Below are 21,984 nucleotides of genomic sequence, written 5' to 3'. Positions count from 1 at the left end.
CTAGGCTTTGTTGCTCTTAAAAAATGCACACCGAGAAGGTAATTGTATTAGATAATCAATAGGTTACCTACGATAAGAAATTAGCTATCTACGGTAATAAAGTGATATGCGATTGCCATCTATTTCTTGTACTTTGAAAGGGATTTCATAGATTTCACTGAGTACATCTTCTTGAATTACCTCTAAAACAGTACCGCTTTTTATTACTTCACCAAATTTCATTGCCACAATATTATCCGAATAACTAGAAGCAAAGTTAATGTCATGAATAACAATCACCACCGCTTTGTTGTGTTTATCAGCCAGTTTTTTCAAAGTTGCCATGATATCGACAGAATGCTTAATATCTAGGTTATTCAGTGGTTCATCTAAGAATATGTAGTCGGTATCTTGCGCGACAACCATCGCAATGAACGCCATTTGTCTTTGACCACCAGAAAGTTGATCAATATAGCTGTCTTGCAACTCCGATATGTCGAGATGGAAAAGAGCGCGATCAATAATGCTGTTATCTTCATCAGTGAGTCGACCTTGGGAATAAGGAAAACGACCAAAGGCAACTAGTTCTCGAACCGTAAACCGCATGTTGATGTTGTTAGATTGTCTCAACACCGATAAACGTTTTGCAAGGTCAGCACTGCTCCATTGTTCTAGTGGTTGATTACCGATGATGACTTGTCCGGCATCGCTCTCAGTTAACTGGCTTGCCATAGAAAGTAAGGTGCTTTTGCCTGCACCGTTAGGCCCAATGATACTGGTCACTTTTCCTTGTGGAAACAATGCATCGGCGTTTTTTACGACGTATTTATTATTATATTTTTTGCTTAGTCCGCTAATTTCAATCACGAGGGTAGACCTTAATCAAATTTGTATTTCATTAGGAGAAATAGGAAATAACCGCCACCAAGGAAGTTGATAATTACGCTGATAGTTGTATCAAAATCAAAGAGGTTCTCGACTACCCACTGTCCGCCAGCAAGTAGCACAATAGAAAGTATCGCCGTCGCAAAAAGCAAGAATCGATGTTGGAATCGGCTGAATAACTGGCGGGTGAGTGCAACGACGATAAGACCGAAAAACAGCACGGGACCAGTCAAAGCTGTGGAAATTGATACCATCACAGTGATGATGAACATTACTTGCATGGTTAGCTTGTGGGTATCAACCCCCAAGCTTTTTGCGTTATCAACGCCTAACCACATTACGTCCAGCTTGTTCGCTATTTTGAACAAATATGCGCAGCAAGCGACCAAAGGAATCGTACACCAGTAAACAAGTTCAGCGTTGATGTTATTGAAGCTCGCAAACATAGAACCTTGTATGTAAGTGAATTCATCAGGGTCGATGACCATAGTGAAAAAGCTCGTCACACTGCTGAATAAGCCGCTTAATACCACGCCAATCAATAGCAAAGTAAAAATGTTCCTTTGCCTACCCTTAAAGTAAAAATGAAATAACGTCATGGCACATACAATCATGATGCATGTTGCAAATAGAAAGTTCATTTTCGTATCAATGATGATGGTACTGAAGCCACCAAAAGCCGCTACAAGTATCACTTGAATCATGACGTAGAGATAGTCAAAACCTAAAATAGAAGGCGTAAGGATACGGTTCGCTGTAATCGTCTGAAAAATTAAAGACGACGATGCAATAGCCATTGCTGAGAGTATGATAGCCAGTACTTTGGGAATTCTTCGTGATAAAAAGAATTGGTAATTCTCTGGCGTGAGCCCTTTACCCAAAAATAGTGCACAAATAGCAAAAGCCATCACTATGAGAAGAATAAGTTTATTTGAATCACGCATTCGACTTATCTCTCATGATTAAGTAAATGAACACGGCACCACCTAGAATACTGATGATCATTGAAATGGGCATTTCGTAAGGGAATATAATGATCCGTCCTAAAATGTCGCAAGCTAAGACCATCACCACGCCAACGTAAGCTGTCCATGGAAGATTACGGCGCATGTTGTCGCCTATGAACAAAGAAACAATGTTGGGAACAATTAACCCTAAGAAAGGGATCATTCCAACGATCATCACGACGGATGAAGACAATACCGCAACAAGGATAACGCCAATCAACACAATACGTTGGTAGTTTAAGCCAATGTTTTTTGCAAAGCTTTCTCCTACACTTGCCGCGCTAAAGCGGTTTGCGTACGCATATGCCAGTAGCGAAACCGGAAGGGCAATATAAAGAAATTCATAGTTGCCACGTAATACCGAAGCAAAGTTTGCAACAGTCCATGACCCTAATGTCTGAACAAGATCGTATTTATAAGCGATGAAAGTCGTCATCGATGAAATAACGTTGCCATACATGATGCCGATGAGTGGAACCATAACAGTACTTTTGAATTTTAAGCGCTGTAAAAAACGCACGAACACAACTGTGCCGAAAACAGAAAAAGCAAAAATCGTAAGCAAGTGGACCCAAGCACTCATTCCAGAGAAAGTGATTAAGGCGACGATGTAACCCAGCATGGCCCAATCAATGGTACCTGTGGTAGAAGGAGCTGCAAATCGGTTCTGAACAATTTGCTGCATGATAAGACCAGCAATACTTAATCCAGCACCTGCAAGAATAATGGCTAATAAACGAGGCAGTCGGCTCGTAAATAGAATATTGATTGCATGGCTATCGCCGGACAATATTCCTGATAAAGAAACATTGGCAGCGCCAACTAATAGAGAGCCGCTAGCAAGGCCGAGTAAAATTAAAAATGCTAATAAGTGTGATGATTTCATTTTGTTGGATACGGTACTTATATTTAGTGTTTTTCGTACGGTTTATAACGAAAAACTTGGCGATTGATATTAATCAATCGCCAAGCGTATGGTAATTTTGGTAATTGGTGACCTAGCGAATAGAGTCGTGTAAATCATCAATCATCACTTTAATAGATTGGTAGCCACCCGCAGCCAAATACCAAGCTGAAGGGTCAAGGTAAGTGATGTGCTTATTTTTTGCTGCAGGCGTTGAGGATACTAATGAATTATCAAACAGTTGCTTTGCTTGACCACTGGCTTTTCCGATAGCTTGATCTCGGTCTAAAATTAGCAGTACATCTGGTTTCGCATCGGCGATGTATTCAAATGAGATTAAGTTACCGTGTGTGCGAGTTTCGCTTGAAACATTATCTGATGTAGACGTTTGCATACCAGCTTCATTATAAATAAATGAGAATCTGCTAATTGGTCCAAACATAGTAATGTTACTGCCGTTGCTCATTACAGTTAAAGCTTTAGGTTTTGCCTGCTTTGTGAGGCTAGTTAGTGTATCAACCTTAGCTTGAATTTCTGTAATTAACGCGTCTGTTCTTTCTTCTTTATTGAAAATTTCACCTAGTGTGCTCCAGTGCTTCTGAGTGGTATCCCAGTAATTCTTTGAATCGATTTGGAACATATAAGTAGGGGCAATGTCAGCTAGATCTGAGTAGATACTTGCCATTCGACCTTCAGCAATAATTAGGTCAGGTTTAAGCGTAAAAAGAGTCTCATAATTAGCTTCTTGCAAGCTACCCGTATTAATGTATTTATCAGACTTGTATTTACTAAGTGCTTCTGGAAGCAAGTTTTTCGGCATACCAAGAGGTTCAATACCTAGTGCGTCAACAAAATCTAAGCTACCAAACCCTAACACTACCACTCGTTGTGGCACTTCATTGATTTCAATCGTTCCCATACTGTGCTCGTATGTTTTCGCAAAGACAGAGGCAGAAGAAAGAGCGATTAAAGACGCCGTAAACGCCAATTTGTTAAAGATTTTAGTTAACATTCGAGAACCTAGGCAGATGAAATTGATATAGATCAAATAAGAATAGTTATTAATTGCGTTTACGTTATCATAGGTTCACTATGCGTCAATCGCATTTCTGTAATAGTGAGTATTCTGAAAATGAATCTATCTCAGGTTGACTTGAACCTTTTAGTTATTCTTAAGCACCTTCTCGAAGAAAAACACGTATCCAATACAGCGCTAGCTCTTGATATAAGCCAGCCAACCGTTAGTCGAACATTGCAAAAATTACGAGGTGTGTTTAAAGATGATCTCTTGGTCAGAACAGCTTATGGCTATGAGCTGACTCCTAAAGCAGAGTCGATAAAGCAAGATTTAAATTCTGTATTAGCGAGTCTTGAAAAGCTCGTTCATGGGGATAATTTCGATCCTTTGGAAAGCCAGAGCACGGTACGATTTTTTGGTTTAGTACCTCAAATTACGCATCTCATGCCTCAGATAGTGGCAAAGATAAGGCAGGATGCGCCAGGCATGATCGTTGATATAGATTCCATTCCCAAAAGACCCTTTGAAGCATTGTTATCTGGTGAGGCTCACTTTGTGCTTTCAACTCATGAGCCGTTGAGTTCAGAGCAGAACTTATATCGAATGTTTGTTGTCAGCCGTGATTACCGTTTATTAATGAGCAAAGATCACCCTTTAGCAGATAAAGAAATCACGGTGAATGACTTATTAGTTAGCCCGTTTGGTCAAATATCCTTACAGGGTGATAAAAAACTCTCAATAGAAGGTCGCTTTAAAAAGCTTGGGCTCATCGATAAGAATCAAACCTTGTCTGTGCCCATCCAGCTTTCTAATTTTAACGTTGCTCCTGCGATTGCAGAGACAACGAATGTAATCTTCCATCTCCCCACACCATTTGCTGAACAAGCCGCGGAACATAGAAACCTTGTATGTAAGCGAGTTCCTGAAGCTCTGCGTCATCCATCCGAAGATGTATACCTTTACTGGCATAAGCGATTTCATAATGATCCTATGTGTCAGTGGATTCGTTCGTTGTTTAAAGAGACTTATTCATAACGTGAATAATGAACTTTGAATATTCATCGGTTCAATTATTTAATAATTAAATAGTGATAATTACAAATCGATATGAAGCTTTTATTGATATGGTCATTGGTTAAATATCTAATGCAAACCATTATCATTACCAACCTCATTAAGATTGAAATTATGTCAACGAATTCACAGTTTAACCGCTGCCCACTATCTTTAGCCGTAGCTATTATTTGCTCAACTCTGTCATTGAACGCTTTAGCTGAACAAAACGAAGTAGTAACTGATGAACAGATGGTCGTGACAGCTACGCGTACAGAAATGGCGCTTAAGCAAGCACCTGCATCTATGTCGGTGATTACTTCAGAAGATATTGAAAATAGCCCAGGCATCACTTTGGCGGATATTGTTGGTGAAGCCACAAGCGTTGAATCTGACTTTGATAGTACTCGTGCTGGTCGCCAGATGATATCTATCCGTGGTATGGATTCAGACTACACCTTAATTATGGTGAATGGTCGACGTTTGAGCTCGGCAAGTGCGATTATTCGAGGCAATGATTTTGATCTTTCGACTATTCCTTCAGAGTCTATTGAGCGCGTTGAAATCATTCGAGGTCCAATGTCTGCGCTATATGGCTCAGACGGCATGGGTGGCACAATTAATATCATAACTAAAGCGCCATCTAATGATTGGAATTCGACACTCAGCATGGATAACGCCACACCGGGCGATGGCGATGGTGGTCAGGAGTATTCAGTAGGCTTAACGTCTTCTGGCGCATTAATTGAAGATGAACTATTTGCTCGTTTCTCTGTTAACCAAACCACACGTGATGCTTGGCAACCGTATTCTGGTCAGCACAGCAATGGTTATGATCGTGAAGAAGTAACGGCGTTAGAAGGTAGAGACACTCTCAGCCTGTTTGGTACTTTATCTTGGAACGTAACTGACGACCAAACTATCGATTTGGACTTAGGGTACAGTGACGACCAACGTGACAGCGTGGCAGAGCATGCAACAGGCGTGAATGTTACTAAGTCTCATGTTAAGCGTAATAGCCAAGCATTAACTCATAATGGTTTTTGGGCATGGGGCGACACGCAAGTTCGTTATTCTCGTGAAAATGTTGTCGATAAAAATGCGGCTGACGTCGGTCGCTCTACTCGTGATGTTGAAGAGTTAACACAAATAGTTGAAGCGTCTGCAACCGCTGATCTTGGTCAGTCTCACACTCTTACGTTTGGTATGGATTACCAATTAAGCGAACTGACGAATGAAGAAAACATTCAAGGTGCACCAGCAGAAGCTTACCAAGGAGCCCTGTTCATTCAAGATCAGTGGTTGATGACTGAGCAATTAACTGCAACATTGGGTGGTCGTTTAGATAAGCATGAAAAATACGGCGAAGAGTTCAGCCCGCGTGTGTACCTAGTCCATCAAACAACGGATGAACTAATCATTAAAGGTGGTGTGGGTAAGGCATTTAAAGCGCCGACATTGACGCAAAACCATGCCGATTACACTGTGTCTAGCTGCAAAGGTTGGTGTGATCTTGTTGGTAATGAAGACTTAGACCCTGAAACAAGCTGGAACTACGAGCTAGCAGCCGTTTACACCCAACAACGTTGGAATGTAGAAGGTGCTATTTTCCGTAACGAAGTTGAGAACTTGATTGATCGTGGCGACACCACATGTGAGCTGGGCGGGACTTGGGGTGGAAACGGTGTTGGTTGTGTTGATAACAACGGTAACTTTATCAGTAACGGTAGCCGTACATATGTGAATGTATCTGAAGCTGTTATTCAAGGAGCTGAAATTGCTGGTCAAGTAAGCATTACAGAGCAATGGGATTTATCGGCAAACTACACATATTTAGATACTGAAGATAAATCAACGGGCGAAGAGTTACTTGAAAGATACAAGCACTCTGGTCTAGTTAAAGTGAACTGGAACCCAACATATGAACTAAGCACATTCTTGAGTGCTCGTTACCGTGGTGAGCGTAAGATCGAAGATAATTTATATCAAGATGCATATACTACTTTGGACTTCGGTACGGTTTATTACGTGAATGATTCTGTAAGACTACGCGCTGGTATTACCAACCTTACTGATGAAGCGGTTTCGCAAGAATTAGAAAACTTAGGTTATGTAGAAGCTCCTCGTACTTACTATGTAGGTATGACTGCCGATTTTTAAGTTATGTAGCTTGTATTCGCCTATCTAGATAGCCATCAACTGAATGTCTATTACCCAACTTGATAGGTAAAATTGCCCGCACTGTTTCAAAGCTACTTACTTTGGAGCATGTGTGGGCTTTTTTGTCTTATTTAACTGGTTTTGATTTACGCAAGGAGTAGCGAGTTTTAACCAATAAAAGCCGCAAAGTCGATTTCTTGTATTTTCTGGTACTTTGCTAGTTTGATTTTTTTATTGTCATTAGCCGCGCAATTTATAGCGATGCTCGTCATGCTTTCTATATCCGCAATGTTGTCAGACATTAATGCCTTTTCTTCTCCATTGATGTTAGCGGTCACAATACTGTCAACGCCATTTTCTCGTTCATAAATGAAAGCATAAGTGATGTTTTGATGTGGCATAAGGGCAAAAACTAAGGTCTGAAATAATTGGCTGTAGAGTAACAAAATGATTTTAGCTCGCTAGAGTTTGTAAGTAAGGCAATGTAAGAGGTACCTATAAAGTGGCAAAAGTACATGAAACGAATAATAAATTGCCCTTTAAATTCGTTAATTTGGATAGTTCGTAAGCGTCATTTTTTTGAAAGATAAAAGTGAAAATGACGAGCGAAGCCTTTCTCCCTATAGTCTGCTGAGCTTATAGGTTTTACCTATCAATAAAATTGTTGAAATCCATTTAGTAAAATCAAGATTTTAGACAACAATTAACTTATAGGAAAAATTAAATTCAAAGCAAAGAAAGTTTAGGGAGTAAGTTATGGAATCATTAAAAGTTAAAGACTATATGACTCAGCAAGCCGTAACATTTAAAGCTGAGATGCCATTAAGCTTAGCTTTGGACAAAGTGATGAAGAGTGCTCATATGGGCGGTCCTGTTATTAATGAACATGAAGAAGTGATTGGATTTTTGTCGGAACAGGACTTATTAGATAAGCTGGTAAAAGTGAGCTATTTTTGTCAAGACACCCACCTTGTGGGGGATTGTATGCATCCTGATGTACTGTCTGTATCACCAGAGTTACCTATTATTGAACTGGCCGATCTGATGAAGGTTGGTAAACCTAAGGCTTACCCTGTTATCGATAACAAAAAGCTGGTGGGTATCATCACACGAACAGATGTATTACGTGCGATAGGAAAAACCTTAGATGACTGCTTCAAGCACCCTGTTTAATTCATTGTAACAAGTTGTGTTTTTGACTATATTTCTCTGACGATAAAGGCGCATTAAGCGCCTTTTTTATTTGTTTTTATAAATGAGTGTAAGTAAGGGGTATAAATGACGAATCAAACCGCCAAGTTTGTTGAAGGCTCGACAATGCGTCATATCTTAGTAATGTCGGGTGCTGGCTCTGTTGGTTTAATGGCGTTATTTGTGGTCGATTTGTTAGACATGTTATTTATCAGTATGTTGGGACAAATCGAGTTAGCAGCTGCCGTCGGGTTTGCAGGCACTCTTACTTTCTTCTCTACTTCGGTATCCATTGGTACTTCAATTGCGATGGGAGCCTTAGTTTCTAAGGCTATTGGTGCTAAAGATCGTGAACATGCTCGGCACTTGAGCAGCAGTATAATGATGACGGCTTTTGCTATTAGCGCAATTATAACGGCGGTTATGTATGCCCATATTCCTGAATTACTTTCCGCAATTGGTGCTAAAGGTTTAGCGGCGGAACGTGCTGCCGCTTATTTACAGATCTTATTACCGAGTGGTCCCTTTCTTGCCCTTGCTATGGCTGCGGGTGCTGGCTTAAGAGCTGCGGGTGATGCTAAACGTTCAATGTTGGCAACCTTATCTGGAGGGATAGTAAACGCCATACTCGATCCTTTATTCATTTTTGGTTTTGGCTGGAATATTGAAGGGGCCGCTATTGCTTCTGTGATTGCTCGATTCGCGGTTTTATTCTTTTCTATTTACCCTTTGATCCGTGATCACGATTTGGTTGCCTCACCTACTTACCGAGCGTGGCGTAGTAATCTAAGAGTTATTTTGGCTATTGCTTTACCTGCCATTATTACCAATGCAGCCACTCCAATTGGTAATGCTATTGTGACTACTGGTATTGCTCAATACGGGGAAGATTTCGTCGCAGGCTTTGCGGTTATCGGTCGTTTAACGCCAGTTTGCTTTGCCGTTATATTTGCTTTGTCTGGAGCGGTAGGCCCAATTATAGGACAAAATTTTGGGGCTGGCAGGGTTGATAGGGTTAAAGAGACATTAAACAATTCATTATTGGTTACCACTATCTATACGATAATCGTATGTACCATTCTGTACTTTGTCCAAGACTTCATTATTTTAGGTTTTAGCTTAGAAGGGGACGCAGCCATAATTGTCGGGGCTTTTTGTACTTATATTGCTCTTACATTCATTTTTAATGGTGCATTATTTGTTGCGAACACTTCTTTTAATAACCTCGGTAAGCCCCTTTATTCGACGGCTTTGAATTTAAGCAAAGCGACATTAGGCACCTTGCCTTTTGTGTATTTCGGTTCTGAGTGGTATGGGGCTCTTGGTGTTATCTATGGGCAAGCCGTGGGGAATATATTATTCGGTCTGATTGCTATTGTTGTTTTACGATTCCACATCGCTGAATTAACGGCTGGTTCTAAGGTAGAAGTAGAAGAGGAGGATGTTTCTATTGTGAGTTTAAACACGCAGCCTTTCTGCTCTCATGACGCGGTTTTAATTGATGATGTTTCAAAAAATAGAGATGAAACCGCTGAAGCCAAGTGATTTTTCTTAATTTATCTATTGACCTTGGAGTCGCCTCCAAGGTTTATACTTTTTATATTCTTGTAATGCTGTCAACTTTTGATAATCGACAGTCAGAGTATTTAATGTATTAAGGATAAATATTATGTGCACAAAACATACAGCATGCCGCTCGTCCAAAGTGAATGTTCAGTCTGTGGGACATTCAAATTGCTCGAATTCTAAAATTACCAGTATAAGCGCTGAAAGCGACCTTGCTGGTAATTCCGAGGGAGGGTGCGGCGGTGGCGCATCCAAAGGCGATTCTTGTTGCAGTTCAGATAGTGGAGAAGAAGACAGTCTGGTTTCTAGTCAAGCCGCAGTCGCTACATTTACTCAAAGTTGGAAAGTCAATGGTATGGACTGCCCTTCATGTGCTAAAAAAATTGAAACCGCAATCAATAAAATAAGCGGTGTGGTACATACGAAAGTCTTATTTGCGACCGAAAAGTTAGTCGTTCAGTTTAATGATCAAGCCCTTTCAGAAATCATCGAACAAACCGCTATAAAGACAGGCTTCACTTTAAGTGCTGTCGGCGCTAGTCCATCCAACCAAGCGCCAGAGACCTTTTGGTCTACGTATATTCAACCCAATATTCAAATCATAGCCATAGCATTTTCAATGTTGATTGCCGCTGTGATTAAAGGACCGTTACCAATCATCAGTGAAGGTCTATTTACCTTAACGTGCCTTCTTGGTTTATATCCCGTTGCAAAAAAAGCTGTCCAATTAGCACGCTCTGGTACTCCATTTGCGATTGAAACACTGATGAGCGTTGCTGCATTAGGTGCTTTATATCTTGGAGAAACAGTAGAAGCGGCGATGGTTTTGCTGCTGTTTTTGATTGGTGAGCGACTAGAAGCTTTTGCGTCATCGAGAGCGCGTAGCGGTGTGCAGGCGTTAATGGCTTTGGTTCCGGAAAATACCATTAAGATAGTTAATGGTGAACGTATTGAAACTGCCGTAAGTGAGCTAGTTCCAGGCGATGTCATTGAAGTTGCCCCCGGTTCTCGTTTACCAGCAGACGGAGCATTAGTAACGGCTTCCGCGAGTTTTGATGAAAGCGCATTAACAGGAGAATCAGTCCCTGTTGAGCATATGGAAGGCAACAGTGTAATGGCTGGGGCAGTTGTTGTAGATCAAGTGGTACGCCTTACCATCACTTCGAAACAAGGTGAAAATGCGATTGATCGAATTCTTCATTTAATTGAAGAGGCTGAGTCACGTAAAGCACCTTTAGAACGCTTTCTCGATAAATTTAGTCGTTGGTATACACCATTAATGATGTTTGTTGCAGTCCTTGTGATAACTATCCCTCCAACTCTTTTCGCACAACCGTGGGAAACCTGGGTATACCGAGGCTTAGCATTACTGCTGATTGCATGTCCTTGTGCACTTGTGATTTCAACACCAGCAGCCATTACTTCAGGTTTGGCTGCTGCTGCAAGGCGTGGTGCACTGATTAAAGGCGGTGCAGCTTTAGAGCAATTGGGAAAAATTGAAACTATCGCATTTGATAAGACCGGCACGCTAACTCAAGGTAAACCTCAAGTAACGGATGTTCATGCGCTTTCCAATTGGGAAGAAGCGGCGATGCTGCAAGTGGTAGCAGCTATTGAGATGGGCTCGACTCACCCATTGGCTCATTCTTTAGTTAAAAAAGTGGAAGCCGACGGCATTGTTATTCCTGAAGCAGAAGATAAAAAAGCATTAATCGGCAGTGGAGTTGAGGGGTATGTTGGCGGTGTTAAATACAGTGTTATCGCGCCATCTAAAGTTGAATCAGACCTTCCTGATGAGGTTACTCATCTCGTTGGTCAACTAGAAGGTGAAGGTAAAACAGTTGTAGTTGCCTTGGAAGGTGAAGCTAGTTCAACCAACACTATTGGTTTGATCGCATGGCAAGATACTTTAAGAAAAGACGCTAAAGAGGCGATAGATAAATTAACAGCTTTAGGTATTGATTCAATAATGCTGACAGGGGATAACCCTCGAAGTGCTGCTGCAATCAGTAAGAAGATTGGTATCCAATTTAAAGCGAGCTTACTTCCTAGTGATAAGGTCAATTATGTAGAAGCCTTATCTGAACAGTCACATGTTGCCATGGTGGGTGACGGTATCAATGATGCTCCTGCAATGAAAACAGCGAATGTGGGAATTGCAATGGGGGGCGGTACTGATGTAGCGCTTGAAACCGCCGACTCAGCATTGACGCATAATAGGCTGACTGAATTACCAGTGATGATAGAGTTATCACGAGCAACGATGAATAACATTCGTCAAAATGTTGCACTCGCACTTGGTTTGAAAGGCGTGTTCTTAGTGACGAGTCTATTCGGAATTACAGGTCTTTGGGTCGCAGTTTTAGCAGATAGCGGGGCAACAGCACTTGTAACATTGAATGCACTTCGTTTACTTCGTTTTAAACCAAAATCAGAGTAGTGCCTATATCCGTATATTTTAACCAAGTCTTAAAAGAGTAATGAGTGCTATATCTCGGAGTTATTTCGCTATTTACTCGGTAATTTAGTTTACATTGCGCAGTGACTAGAATGTACGTTACCAAGATAATGTGAACTGCATCTTATAAACGCCTTTCGCGGATTACCGCTAGAGGCGTTTTTTGTCTCATTAATATGCAACTAAAATGTCGAAATTACTGATTTTTGTGATGCCAACCGATTTTTCTTGAAATGTCATGATACATTACAACGTTCAATGTGACTCTCGTCACTTCATTTGATGTTTGCCTTCGTTAAAGTACACCTGTACCCCATGAATTTATTATGCGCTTAAATAAGGACGAACAACGTCTATAAGCCACAAGGAGCAAACTATGTCTCAAGCTGTTTTCCACTTAGGTGTTACTGAAGCTGATCTTAACGGTGCTACTCTTGCTATCATCCCTGGTGATCCTGCTCGTGTTCAAAAAATTGCAGAAGAAATGGAAAACCCAGTTTTCCTTGCTAGCCACCGTGAATACACGCTTTACCGAGCTGAACTAGATGGCAAACCTGTTGTTGTATGTTCAACTGGTATCGGCGGTCCATCAACATCTATCGCAGTGGAAGAGTTAGCACAGCTAGGTGTTCGTACTTTCCTTCGTGTTGGTACTACTGGTGCTATTCAACCGCATGTAAATGTGGGTGACATGATTGTTTCTACTGGCTCCGTTCGCCTTGATGGTGCAAGCTTACACTTTGCTCCAATGGAGTTCCCAGCAGTTGCTGACTTTGAAGTTGCAACAGCAATGAAAGCTGCTGTTGACGAGTCTGGCGCGACGGTTCATATGGGTGTTACAGCATCAAGTGATACTTTCTACCCAGGTCAAGAGCGTTACGACACGTTCTCTGGTCGCGTTGTTAAGCGTTTCCAAGGTTCTATGCAAGAATGGCAAGACATGGGTGTTCTAAACTTTGAAATGGAATCTGCAACACTGCTAACTATGTGTGCAAGTTCTGGTCTTAAAGCGGGTTGTGTTGCGGGTGTTATTATCAACCGTACTCAGAAAGAAACGCCTGATCACGAAACTCTAAAAGTAACAGAAGCTCGTTCAATCAAAGTGGTTGTAGAAGCTGCTCGTAAAATGCTTTAAGAGTATTATCAATACTACGACAACAACTTTCTATTGTTTAACGTAGAATATTGAGAAAGCACAAAGCTGATAGATTCAAAGCGCTCACATGAAAATGCGAGCGTTTTTTTATGCGCAAAAATTGTTGTATGACTAGAGAAAAGTGGTCATGTATTTTGAAGCTATGAAGCTATGAAGCTATGAAGCTATGAATGGAAAAAATATAAGATACAAAGATTGATAAGGGTAAGATTTTCACTAAACCGTAGCTATAAAAAAGCTAGGTTATTACCCTAGCTTTTTGTTTTTAAATATTTTTAGTTTCGTAAAGCTATTTGATTCTTAAGGTTTGTTCTTAAGAGTGACTAGCCAGTGAAATTACAATTCTTCGTGCCCACCGGCTGCTGTAAACCAAGCGGCTAAATGTGTTTTAAGGTCTTTCAATTCATCAGGTCCAATTAAGGCTAAGCCTAGGTCTTCCGCACGAGTGATGTCATTGTGACGTAAAGGTCTAAAACTCACTAGCATTGCACGCGCTTGTAAGCCACCAAGCAAATCACGAAGTGACTCAAGCTTATAGAGCGTGTCATCCCCGTCATCACGCATGCCTTTCGTCTTACATTCGATAATGTGCAGTTTGTTGTTCACAACAGAAGCCACATCAAGCTCATTTCGAACTTCTCGTTCGCCTAGCTGACGGTAAACCTGTACATTCAATGAACGATCTTGAATGGTAGGCAGATCATCTTGAATCTGTTTAACTGTGCTGTGCACCAAGGTTTCAAGCCATTCCCCATTAGAGAATCGGCGTGCATCTTCATTTGCGAAGGTCAAAATCCCGTTATCGTAAGTAGCAATTTCAGCTTCAACAAGATCACTGAGCAGCATATTTAGTTCTCGGTAGCCTTGTTGCTTCTCTGAAAGCCCGACATCTAATCTTTGTTCTTTACGACAAGTCGTTGCTAGGTAATTCAGTGTTGCTAAACCGGGACCTAGTTCCAGTGCATTACCAGCCCAACGTTCGCCGAGTTCATAAAGCTTTTGGTCCAGTTGTGGAGGTAATTCGATATCGCTGAATTCACCACGAGCACCAAAAATGGTTAAGTAATCATCGATTGTGATGCGGTCTTGAACTTGCGCATCTTCCTTTCCATTCGGGTATAGCCAGCATAACTTATCGCTGTTTGGTTCAACGACGAAAATTGGCCAGTGGTAGGTACGGAAAACTTCATAGACAGAGAGTAAGCGGTGACGTAAACCACAACTTGCATTGAGTTTTACTTCTTCCCCTCTGGCTTTTAAATCTTCAGCGAGTACTTGTACAGACTCTTTAATTGCTGAAGTATTAATTGCAGTTGGAAGCTCGAAAAATTCGCTCGTGATATCACGTTTTGTGAGTACTGAGTGTAATCTCAGGTACATGTGTTCTTGTGTTTTATCCCCGATAAAAACAATGTGGGTACTGATTGTTCGGTTATCTAAGAGTGGAGTAATCAAGCGGATAGGGTCTTGATCGATAATGCCAACATGTACAGCCATAAATGTTCCTTAGTGTTGGCTCACTCAAAAGAAAAGAAAACTGGAATAACAGCAAGCCATACTAATCATATAATGACACTAGCCCCAAAAAACAAGGGTAACTTCTGATAAAAGTTACCCTTGTTCAATTAGTTATTAACTTTAACAGCCATTATTTAAGCTGCGGTGCAGTGTTTACTGCCAATTAATTGTTTATTAAAGTTTAAATTGATGGACTAAATCACCCTGTTGATTTGCAAGTTTAGTCAGGTTTTGGCTTGCTTCAGCAATTGTTGACATTGCTTGGTAGCTCGCGTCAGCAATTAAATTGATATCTTCGATATTACGGGCGATGTCACCTGATGTTTCACTTTGCTCAGCTGCAGCTTGTGAAATGTGAGTACTCATATGACTAATCTCTAAGATTAATGCTTGAATCTCTTCCATTGCACTGTTCGCACTTGAAGCTTGTTGAACTGACATGTCCATATCACTCACACAGCTAGTTATTACGGCACTTGCTGTTTTAGAGCTAGACTGCAAATTACTGATCATAGTTTCAATTTCAGACGTTGATTGAGTCGTTTTCTGCGCCAGTACACGAACTTCATCTGCAACCACTGCGAAACCGCGTCCTTGTTCACCTGCACGAGCGGCTTCAATCGCGGCATTCAATGCAAGCAGGTTAGTTTGCTCGGCAATGCCACGAATAACATCAAGAATAGAGCCTATTTGGCTACTCATTTTTTGAAGTTCATCCACGGCACTAACCGATTCATTTAAACGTGTTTCTAATTGGTTAATTGTACTTATATTGTTGCTCATGATTTGGCGACCAGAATCTGAAGCAGATTCCACTTGCTGAACCATTGATAGTGAGCTCTGAGCACTTTGTGCTACTTCTTGCACAGAATGCGACATCTCGGTCATTGCGGTTGCTACATTTGCAGTTTGCTCACGTTGACTGCTCAATTGAGTTTGAGCTTGTGAAGATGTTCTTTGGTTGTTGCTTGCCGTTTCTGTCAGATCATCAGAAGCATCATTTAGTTTAACGAGGATATTGCGTAGGTTATCTGCCAACGTATTAATGTGACCGCTTACACGGCTAAATTCGTTGTTATAGCGAATATCAATACGTTGAGTCATATCACCTTCAGTTAGACCTTCTAGAGCGCTTAGAATGCGCGTTAGTGGCTCTCGAACGCTATGAGCAATGTGGTAACCAATCGCTGCCGCAAAAACAGTAACAATGACACCAATAGTGATCGCTTTAATTAAACCTTGGTCATATACATCACTTGCTTCAGCTAGAGAATTACCCAGCTGCTCACTTGCCACAGTATTAAATGAATTTAACACTGTCATTGCATTATCAACTTCAGTCGCTAAGTTGCCGATATTGATATATAGCGCTTTTTTAGCTTGAAGATAATTGTTGTGTTTATCGAGCACACCACCTTTTTTACCAACATCCAAGGTGAATTGTTCAACAGGCTTATCGAAAACGGTTTTAATTGCAGGCACTTGTGTCGCAAGCCCTCGGTATGCGTAATTAAGATGCGCCACTGCCTTTCTATTTTGTTTTACCGCTTTACTTACAAAATCAGTATCTGAACTTGCTAGAGCATCTGAAGTAGTGACTTCTGCATCTTGTAGTTTGATGAAATAACTTTTCGCCATTACTTTTACGGTGATGCTTGATTGGTCTGCTACGTACTCTTTCATACCAACCGTTAGCTCAGAATGAAGCCTTTGGAAATCACGTGCAGCTTTTTGAACTTGAGCCTGAGCGGCAAACATTGCTTCGTAGTTATCCATTGCTTCGGCAGCTTCAGAAAAGTAGCGCTTTTCCATCTCTTTCAGCTGAGTGATACGTTCTGCGAGATCGTTATTACTCATACTTGCTGATTCCAACTGCCCAAGTATTTGAGAAAACTCGCCTTTAGATGCAATAAATTCGCTGCGCATGGTTGACATGCGCTCAGCGTTTTGTGTAGTTAAGAAATCTTTAAATGACTTGTCAGCTGAAAGTAATTGAACACTTGTTTGGTTTGAAAGCGAAACTAGAGGTAAAGAGGTGGTTGACACACTTTCAAAGTTGGTGTGAATTTGATTCATGCTGCTCATCATGATGGTAATCGTGATTGCAAACATAATGATGATCAGTGCGAAACCTGCGTACATACGCTTAATCACTGAGCCTTTCATGGCATTCTCCCTAAAATGGACCTAATTGGTAGGTATATGGAAACTTACAAAATTATCAGCATTGTATTCAGCTTGGGCTGCACATTTTATGACGGAGTCTTCAAAAATAGATAAGCAGACTAAGCAGAATGGCGTACATTGTAAATGAACAGTGTTTTTTATTGAGCTTTAAGCTGCCATCACGCATACTCAAAGCATAAATTTAGATGAGAATATTAAGTGGAGAACAAAATGGCTGAAGAAACAATCTTTACAAAAATTATCAATAAAGAGATTCCTGCTGATTTATTGTACCAAGATGATCTGGTGACGGCATTTCGTGACATTAACCCGCGCGCTCCAAGCCATATTTTGATTATCCCGAATAAGCTAATTCCAACGACTAATGATGTAGAAGTTGAAGATGAAGCAATGATGGGGCGTATGTTTACGGTTGCTAAAAAACTAGCTAAAGAAGAAGGCATTGATGAAAACGGCTACCGCTTAATCGTGAATTGTAATTCTCACGGCGGGCAAGAGGTTTATCATATCCATATGCACCTGGTTGGAGGTCGACCACTAGGTCCTCTTTTAATGAGCTAAGTCCCCTTTTGTAATGAGCTGAGCCATACTGAACAATGAACTAAGCTTATTTATAGCATTCAATATTTTTTGAAACTGATGTCAACTTTTTGTCTAGATAGCTGTCAGAGTTCTACATAGCTGCAAGTTACGAGATGTAAAAGTTGGCATTTTTTAATGTTCAGTATGACTGGAGATAGAGTATGGAGAATGACTTTGAAGCGACACGTTAAATTAGCTTCTATTTCTTTGCTATCCGCACTTATAACAGGGTGTTCGAGTCTGTCGGCAGGCAATTTATTTAGTCATTACAGCGCACAAAATAACGAAGTATATCAAGCTGTGAAGTTGGGGGAGTATTCACAAGCCCAGCAAGAATTACCAGAATATAGAGCGGGTGATATTCTTGATAATTTTGAGAAAGGTCGAGTTAACTTTCTTGATCAACTTTATCCTGAAAGTAAAACATCATTCGAGCTTGCGGATAAAGCGGTAACGACTCAGCAAGATAAAGCTGTAATTTCTGTTGGAGATAGTGCCGCAAGCGTTGGGGTATTAGCCGTCAACGACAACCTTACCGAGTATTCCCCTGCTGATTATGAGCTCGGATTTCTTCATCTATACCTAGGTTTAAACTATCTAAAGCAAAATGACCTTGAAGGCGCTGTCATAGAAATGCGCCGTGCAAATCAAGTTCAAGAACGTGCGAAGAAGCAGCGTGAAGATGAGTTGAATGCAGCAGCGAATGAGGCTCAATCCAAAGGCGTTTCAGCAAATGTTGGCAGTATCTTGTCAAACTACCCAGACGCGGGTGATAAGCTTCGATCTGTTCAAAATGCTTACTTAATGTTTTTATCAGGCTTGTTATATGAAGCATCAAATGACTTAAACAGTGCTTATGTTGATTATCGTCGTGCGCTAGCCGTGATGCCTGATAATCAGCAGATTGTAGAAAGAACGCTAGCGGTTGCGACACGCTTAGGGATGAAAGAAGATTTAAATATCCTAAATAAGCGCTATGGTAAATCGAAACCTTTACCAATAGGTCATGGGCGAGTCATTGTTTTACAAGAGCAAAGCGTTGTTCAAGCAATGGATAGCTGGCGTTTAGACTTGCCAGTTTATGATAGCCGAGATCAAGGCGCGATTTATTCGCTAGCTCTTCCTTATTATCCAAGTCAAAACGTAGAGAAATTTTCGCAGATAAAACTTGATGGGAGAGTTCTGCCGAATAGTTTACTCACTGATGTGAATGCGATGGCTCAAAACGATCTTTCAGAAAGGTTACCGAGTATTGTTATTCGCCAAGCGTTACGTGTGGTAGCAAAAGATAGAATACGTAAAGAAACAGCGAAAGGTGATGATGTTGGTAACTTACTCTTTAATGTGTGGAATACATTAACAGAACAACCAGACACTCGCAGTTGGCAGTCACTCCCGGCAGAAGTTCGCAGCAGTAGCTACGTAATTCAGAGTGGGATGCATAGACTTGAAGTCGGCAGCCAGCAATATGAATTTAATGTTGTAAAAGATCAAACCACATTAATTTGGGTTTCTCGACAAGGAAGCAATGCAACAATGTGGCATAAACAGCTAGGGAGGCTGAGATGAAAAAATGGTTGATGTGCTTAGTAGCGGTTATCACGCTGGCTGGCTGTGCGAACAATACGGCAGGTGTAAGAGTTGACAGCCTAACTCAAAACGTGATTTTTGGGGACAAAGTATTAGGCAGTCGCTTACTTGTTGAAGATGTACGTACTGATCAAGTCGATGGTCATACTCGAGGTATTGTACGTTTAACTAGTCAGTTTAAAGGTGAACAAAACATCATTTATCGATTCTATTGGTATGACGATGCTGGCTTAGAAGTCAATGCTAAAGAAGGTCCATGGAGACAAGCGATTGTACAAGGTTTTGAAAGTATTTCGATTTCTGAAGTGTCGCTGAATCCGAAAGGCACACAGTTTCGAGTTCAGTTCCGTGAGCAATAAATAGTATGTTTTTAAATGCATCTGCTTTGGCTCAGCTTGAGTGGATGGCAATAGATTAAAGTGCAAACCTAGCATGGTTTGCCCGTTTGTAGATTGAGGTATTAAGATGAAGAAGAGTGTAATTGCGCTATTAGGTTTAGCGGTGATCTTAGGTGGTTGTTCTAATAAAGTAAGCTATGGCGACGCACAAGCTGTAGAAACCACAACTATTGATTTTGGTTCTACGGATCTACAAACTATCGCCGGTCAAATGGTTGATAGTATGATGACTTCTGGCTCTGTTGCGTATATTACTCGTGAGCAACGTCCAATTGTATTTGTTGAGCGCATTAAGAATAAAACAAGCGAACACATTGATACAGAATCAATTACAGATACGATCAGTACTAAAATGCTTAATTCTGGCAAATTCCGTTTCGTAGATATGGACAGAGTTGAATCTGTTCGTGATCAGCTTAATTTCCAAAACAACGATGAACTGGTTAATCAAAGCTCAGCGATTCAATTCGGTAAAATGGTAGGTGCTCAATACATGTTGTATGGCAACCTATCTAGCATTGTGAAGAACGATGGTAGTGACCAAGACGTGTACTACAAAATGACAATGCGCCTAATGGATCTTGAAAGTGGCTTGATTGAATGGGCAGACGAAACAGAAATTCGTAAGCAAAAATCAAAAAGTTTACTTGGCTTATAATCACTGATTAAGTGACTAAGTTATTAGATCTAAGCTAAGAAGGTTCTTCTATAAGTATGTTTCGCATCATATAGTTTGAATGTTCTAGCCTAAGGTCAACAAAAAGCCCGCAGATAAGTTTCTGCGGGCTTTTTTTAGTTAATTTAGGTTGGTTAGTTTTACTGTTTAGTTGGGTTTTATCGATTATCCGATAACGATTTGTCCTAAAACATAACCTATGGTACAAGCCGATATTACCCCAATTAAACCGACGGACATGAAGGAATGGTTGAAATACCACTTACCGATTTTAGTTGTACCTGAACTATCAAAGTTCACAGTTGCAATATCAGATGGGTAATTTGGAATAAAGAAGTATCCATACACCGCGGGCATTAAGCCAATCACTAATGCTGGTTCTAACCCCAATGCTAAACCTACAGGAAGCATCATTCGTGCAGTCGCAGCTTGTGAATTAACTACAACAGAGACAATGAAAAGTGAAAGGGCAAATGTCCATGGGTGCAGTGTCACCATATCAACAATACCTGCTTTGAATTGAGGCATAGCGTATTGGAAATAGGTATCTGACATCCAAGCGATACCAAAAATAGCAATAGCAGCAACCATACCGGATTTAAACACAACTCCGTTTGGCACATCTCGTGGGTCTGTTTTGGTCGAAAGTAAAATAACGCCACCAAATGCCAACATCATCATTTGAATCACAACAGACATTTTAATTGGTTTTTCACCATCGACTATTGTTCGAATCTCTGGGAACATTGCAATAACGACAATTGCCACAATTGCTCCTAAGAATATCAAAACAGCATTACGAGCTTTAGCGGGTAACTCTTCATCTAGAGAAGTTGATGTCGTATTGAGGATTTTTTCACGCCAGATTGGATCTTTTAATCGAGCTTGGTATTCCTCATCATCGTCTAATTCTTTACCTCTGCGTAAGCTGTACAGAGAGAGCATCAAAGTACCGAACAAAGTGGAAGGAACCGTGACCATTAAAATAGACATTAGCGTAATAGATGCATCAATATCGACTAATTGAGCTAAATAGTAGACAACCGCTGCCGATAAAGGGGAGGCAGTAATAGCAATTTGAGAAGCAACTGAGGCTGCAGCCATTGGTCGTTCAGGGCGAATACCGTTTTTCAAAGCCACATCACCAATGATTGGCATAATAGAATAAACCGCGTGGCCTGTACCCAATAAGAAGGTCATTGAATAGGTGACAAAAGGTGCGATAAGAGTAACGCGTTTGGGGTTCTTTCTTAAAATACGCTCAGCAACCTGAAGCATGTACTTGAGCCCGCCAGCCGCTTCAAGAATTGAGGCACAAGTCACTACGGCTAAAATGATGAGCATGACTGTAACAGGTGGAGATGTTGGTGGCATTTTGAAGATAAATACTTCAATCACTAAGCCTATGCCAGATACGACACCAAGTCCGATACCACCAAATCTAGAACCGATATACAGAACTAACAACAAAAAGATAAATTCAAAATAGAGCATAAGGCACCTATAAAAAGAAGAGCAATATAAAGAGGGACATTAGCCTAGTAATACCTGTTAAATGGATTACATTTGTTGAACGTATTCTCATTTGAATTGTTGTTGTTTTTATCAATAGAAGGTTGGTTGATCTGTATTAAAATTGGCGTTACTTTTCGTTTT

At 40.7% G+C, this 21,984-nt stretch carries 18 protein-coding genes; 10 read left to right on the top strand and 8 right to left on the bottom strand.

Annotated elements, in window-relative coordinates:
• Window positions 1-84 precede the first annotated feature (84 nt).
• The 4 genes from OCU78_RS08930 to OCU78_RS08915 form a co-directional block, all read right to left on the bottom strand.
• Window positions 85-846 carry an iron ABC transporter ATP-binding protein gene (locus tag OCU78_RS08930; protein ID WP_137372916.1) on the bottom strand — a complete coding sequence of 254 codons (762 nt, stop codon included), beginning with the start codon at window positions 844-846 and terminating at the stop codon, window positions 85-87.
• Window positions 847-857: 11 nt separating this feature from the next.
• Window positions 858-1,808, bottom strand: a complete 951-nt coding sequence (locus tag OCU78_RS08925) for an iron chelate uptake ABC transporter family permease subunit (RefSeq protein WP_137372917.1) — start codon at window positions 1,806-1,808, stop codon at window positions 858-860.
• Window positions 1,801-2,757 (bottom strand): ABC transporter permease, encoded by a 957-nt coding sequence (locus OCU78_RS08920; protein ID WP_137372918.1) that lies wholly within the window; start codon window positions 2,755-2,757, stop codon window positions 1,801-1,803. The genes OCU78_RS08925 and OCU78_RS08920 overlap by 8 nt, the downstream gene beginning before the upstream one ends.
• 112 nt (window positions 2,758-2,869) lie before the next feature.
• Window positions 2,870-3,787 (bottom strand): siderophore ABC transporter substrate-binding protein, encoded by a 918-nt coding sequence (locus OCU78_RS08915; protein WP_137372919.1) that lies wholly within the window; start codon window positions 3,785-3,787, stop codon window positions 2,870-2,872.
• Window positions 3,788-3,907: 120 nt separating this feature from the next.
• On the opposite strand from OCU78_RS08915, the gene OCU78_RS08910 reads away from it, so the two are divergent.
• Together OCU78_RS08910 and OCU78_RS08905 are read left to right on the top strand one after the other, a co-directional pair.
• On the top strand, window positions 3,908-4,828 hold the full coding sequence (locus OCU78_RS08910) for a LysR family transcriptional regulator (protein ID WP_137372920.1): 921 nt from the start codon (window positions 3,908-3,910) through the stop codon (window positions 4,826-4,828).
• Window positions 4,829-4,981: 153 nt separating this feature from the next.
• Complete coding sequence (locus OCU78_RS08905; RefSeq protein WP_137372921.1) at window positions 4,982-7,006, top strand: TonB-dependent receptor domain-containing protein; 2,025 nt, start codon at window positions 4,982-4,984, stop codon at window positions 7,004-7,006.
• Window positions 7,007-7,173: 167 nt separating this feature from the next.
• On the opposite strand, the gene OCU78_RS08900 is transcribed toward OCU78_RS08905, so the two are convergent.
• On the bottom strand, window positions 7,174-7,407 hold the full coding sequence (locus tag OCU78_RS08900; RefSeq protein WP_137372922.1) for a hypothetical protein: 234 nt from the start codon (window positions 7,405-7,407) through the stop codon (window positions 7,174-7,176).
• Between the two features lie 355 nt (window positions 7,408-7,762).
• On the opposite strand from OCU78_RS08900, the gene OCU78_RS08895 reads away from it, so the two are divergent.
• From OCU78_RS08895 to udp, 4 genes are all read left to right on the top strand, one after another.
• A complete protein-coding gene (locus OCU78_RS08895) occupies window positions 7,763-8,179 on the top strand; it encodes a CBS domain-containing protein (RefSeq protein ID WP_137372923.1) in 417 nt (138 codons plus the stop codon).
• Between the two features lie 105 nt (window positions 8,180-8,284).
• A complete protein-coding gene (locus tag OCU78_RS08890; RefSeq protein ID WP_137372924.1) occupies window positions 8,285-9,742 on the top strand; it encodes an MATE family efflux transporter in 1,458 nt (485 codons plus the stop codon).
• Between the two features lie 124 nt (window positions 9,743-9,866).
• Window positions 9,867-12,203, top strand: a complete 2,337-nt coding sequence (locus tag OCU78_RS08885) for a zinc/cadmium/mercury/lead-transporting ATPase (RefSeq protein WP_137372925.1) — start codon at window positions 9,867-9,869, stop codon at window positions 12,201-12,203.
• Window positions 12,204-12,597: 394 nt separating this feature from the next.
• Window positions 12,598-13,356 carry a uridine phosphorylase gene (udp, locus tag OCU78_RS08880; protein ID WP_004736272.1) on the top strand — a complete coding sequence of 253 codons (759 nt, stop codon included), beginning with the start codon at window positions 12,598-12,600 and terminating at the stop codon, window positions 13,354-13,356.
• A 357-nt stretch (window positions 13,357-13,713) separates the two neighbouring features.
• Here the strand turns inward: udp and OCU78_RS08875 are convergent, their stop codons facing one another.
• Together OCU78_RS08875 and OCU78_RS08870 are read right to left on the bottom strand one after the other, a co-directional pair.
• A complete protein-coding gene (locus tag OCU78_RS08875) occupies window positions 13,714-14,874 on the bottom strand; it encodes a DUF1887 family protein (protein WP_137372926.1) in 1,161 nt (386 codons plus the stop codon).
• 195 nt (window positions 14,875-15,069) lie between these two features.
• Window positions 15,070-17,061: a methyl-accepting chemotaxis protein gene (locus OCU78_RS08870; protein ID WP_137372927.1), complete on the bottom strand. Its 1,992-nt coding sequence runs from the start codon at window positions 17,059-17,061 to the stop codon at window positions 15,070-15,072.
• 231 nt (window positions 17,062-17,292) lie between these two features.
• Here OCU78_RS08870 and OCU78_RS08865 point away from each other — a divergent pair, with 231 nt between their 5' ends.
• The 4 genes from OCU78_RS08865 (at window position 17,293) to lpoB (ending at window position 20,310) form a co-directional block, all read left to right on the top strand.
• Complete coding sequence (locus tag OCU78_RS08865; protein WP_137372928.1) at window positions 17,293-17,643, top strand: HIT domain-containing protein; 351 nt, start codon at window positions 17,293-17,295, stop codon at window positions 17,641-17,643.
• 261 nt (window positions 17,644-17,904) lie between these two features.
• Window positions 17,905-19,233 (top strand): COG3014 family protein, encoded by a 1,329-nt coding sequence (locus OCU78_RS08860; RefSeq protein ID WP_137373287.1) that lies wholly within the window; start codon window positions 17,905-17,907, stop codon window positions 19,231-19,233.
• The gene (locus tag OCU78_RS08855) at window positions 19,230-19,613 is read left to right on the top strand and encodes a YcfL family protein (protein WP_137372929.1); all 384 of its coding nucleotides are present in this window, start codon (window positions 19,230-19,232) and stop codon (window positions 19,611-19,613) included. The genes OCU78_RS08860 and OCU78_RS08855 overlap by 4 nt, the downstream gene beginning before the upstream one ends.
• 106 nt (window positions 19,614-19,719) lie before the next feature.
• The gene (lpoB, locus tag OCU78_RS08850; protein WP_137372930.1) at window positions 19,720-20,310 is read left to right on the top strand and encodes a penicillin-binding protein activator LpoB; all 591 of its coding nucleotides are present in this window, start codon (window positions 19,720-19,722) and stop codon (window positions 20,308-20,310) included.
• Between the two features lie 183 nt (window positions 20,311-20,493).
• On the opposite strand, the gene OCU78_RS08845 is transcribed toward lpoB, so the two are convergent.
• The gene (locus OCU78_RS08845) at window positions 20,494-21,822 is read right to left on the bottom strand and encodes an anaerobic C4-dicarboxylate transporter (protein WP_137372931.1); all 1,329 of its coding nucleotides are present in this window, start codon (window positions 21,820-21,822) and stop codon (window positions 20,494-20,496) included.
• Window positions 21,823-21,984 lie beyond the last annotated feature (162 nt).

The organism is Vibrio gallaecicus (assembly GCF_024347495.1).
GTDB lineage: Bacteria > Pseudomonadota > Gammaproteobacteria > Enterobacterales > Vibrionaceae > Vibrio > Vibrio gallaecicus.
The sequence above is the reverse complement of the archived record's forward strand: the minus strand, read 5'-3'. Positions and strand labels throughout refer to the sequence as shown.

Bases quoted from the DNA above. Each gene is read 5' to 3' on its own strand.
- OCU78_RS08925 (WP_137372917.1), bottom strand. From the start codon at position 1,808: ATGCGTGATTCAAATAAACTTATTCTTCTCATAGTGATGGCTTTTGCT.
- OCU78_RS08920 (WP_137372918.1), bottom strand. From the start codon at position 2,757: ATGAAATCATCACACTTATTAGCATTTTTAATTTTACTCGGCCTTGCT.
- OCU78_RS08915 (WP_137372919.1), bottom strand. From the start codon at position 3,787: ATGTTAACTAAAATCTTTAACAAATTGGCGTTTACGGCGTCTTTAATC.
- OCU78_RS08910 (WP_137372920.1), top strand. From the start codon at position 3,908: ATGAATCTATCTCAGGTTGACTTGAACCTTTTAGTTATTCTTAAGCAC.
- OCU78_RS08905 (WP_137372921.1), top strand. From the start codon at position 4,982: ATGTCAACGAATTCACAGTTTAACCGCTGCCCACTATCTTTAGCCGTA.
- OCU78_RS08900 (WP_137372922.1), bottom strand. From the start codon at position 7,407: ATGCCACATCAAAACATCACTTATGCTTTCATTTATGAACGAGAAAAT.
- OCU78_RS08895 (WP_137372923.1), top strand. From the start codon at position 7,763: ATGGAATCATTAAAAGTTAAAGACTATATGACTCAGCAAGCCGTAACA.
- OCU78_RS08890 (WP_137372924.1), top strand. From the start codon at position 8,285: ATGACGAATCAAACCGCCAAGTTTGTTGAAGGCTCGACAATGCGTCAT.
- OCU78_RS08885 (WP_137372925.1), top strand. From the start codon at position 9,867: ATGTGCACAAAACATACAGCATGCCGCTCGTCCAAAGTGAATGTTCAG.
- udp (WP_004736272.1), top strand. From the start codon at position 12,598: ATGTCTCAAGCTGTTTTCCACTTAGGTGTTACTGAAGCTGATCTTAAC.
- OCU78_RS08875 (WP_137372926.1), bottom strand. From the start codon at position 14,874: ATGGCTGTACATGTTGGCATTATCGATCAAGACCCTATCCGCTTGATT.
- OCU78_RS08870 (WP_137372927.1), bottom strand. From the start codon at position 17,061: ATGAAAGGCTCAGTGATTAAGCGTATGTACGCAGGTTTCGCACTGATC.
- OCU78_RS08865 (WP_137372928.1), top strand. From the start codon at position 17,293: ATGGCTGAAGAAACAATCTTTACAAAAATTATCAATAAAGAGATTCCT.
- OCU78_RS08855 (WP_137372929.1), top strand. From the start codon at position 19,230: ATGAAAAAATGGTTGATGTGCTTAGTAGCGGTTATCACGCTGGCTGGC.
- lpoB (WP_137372930.1), top strand. From the start codon at position 19,720: ATGAAGAAGAGTGTAATTGCGCTATTAGGTTTAGCGGTGATCTTAGGT.
- OCU78_RS08845 (WP_137372931.1), bottom strand. From the start codon at position 21,822: ATGCTCTATTTTGAATTTATCTTTTTGTTGTTAGTTCTGTATATCGGT.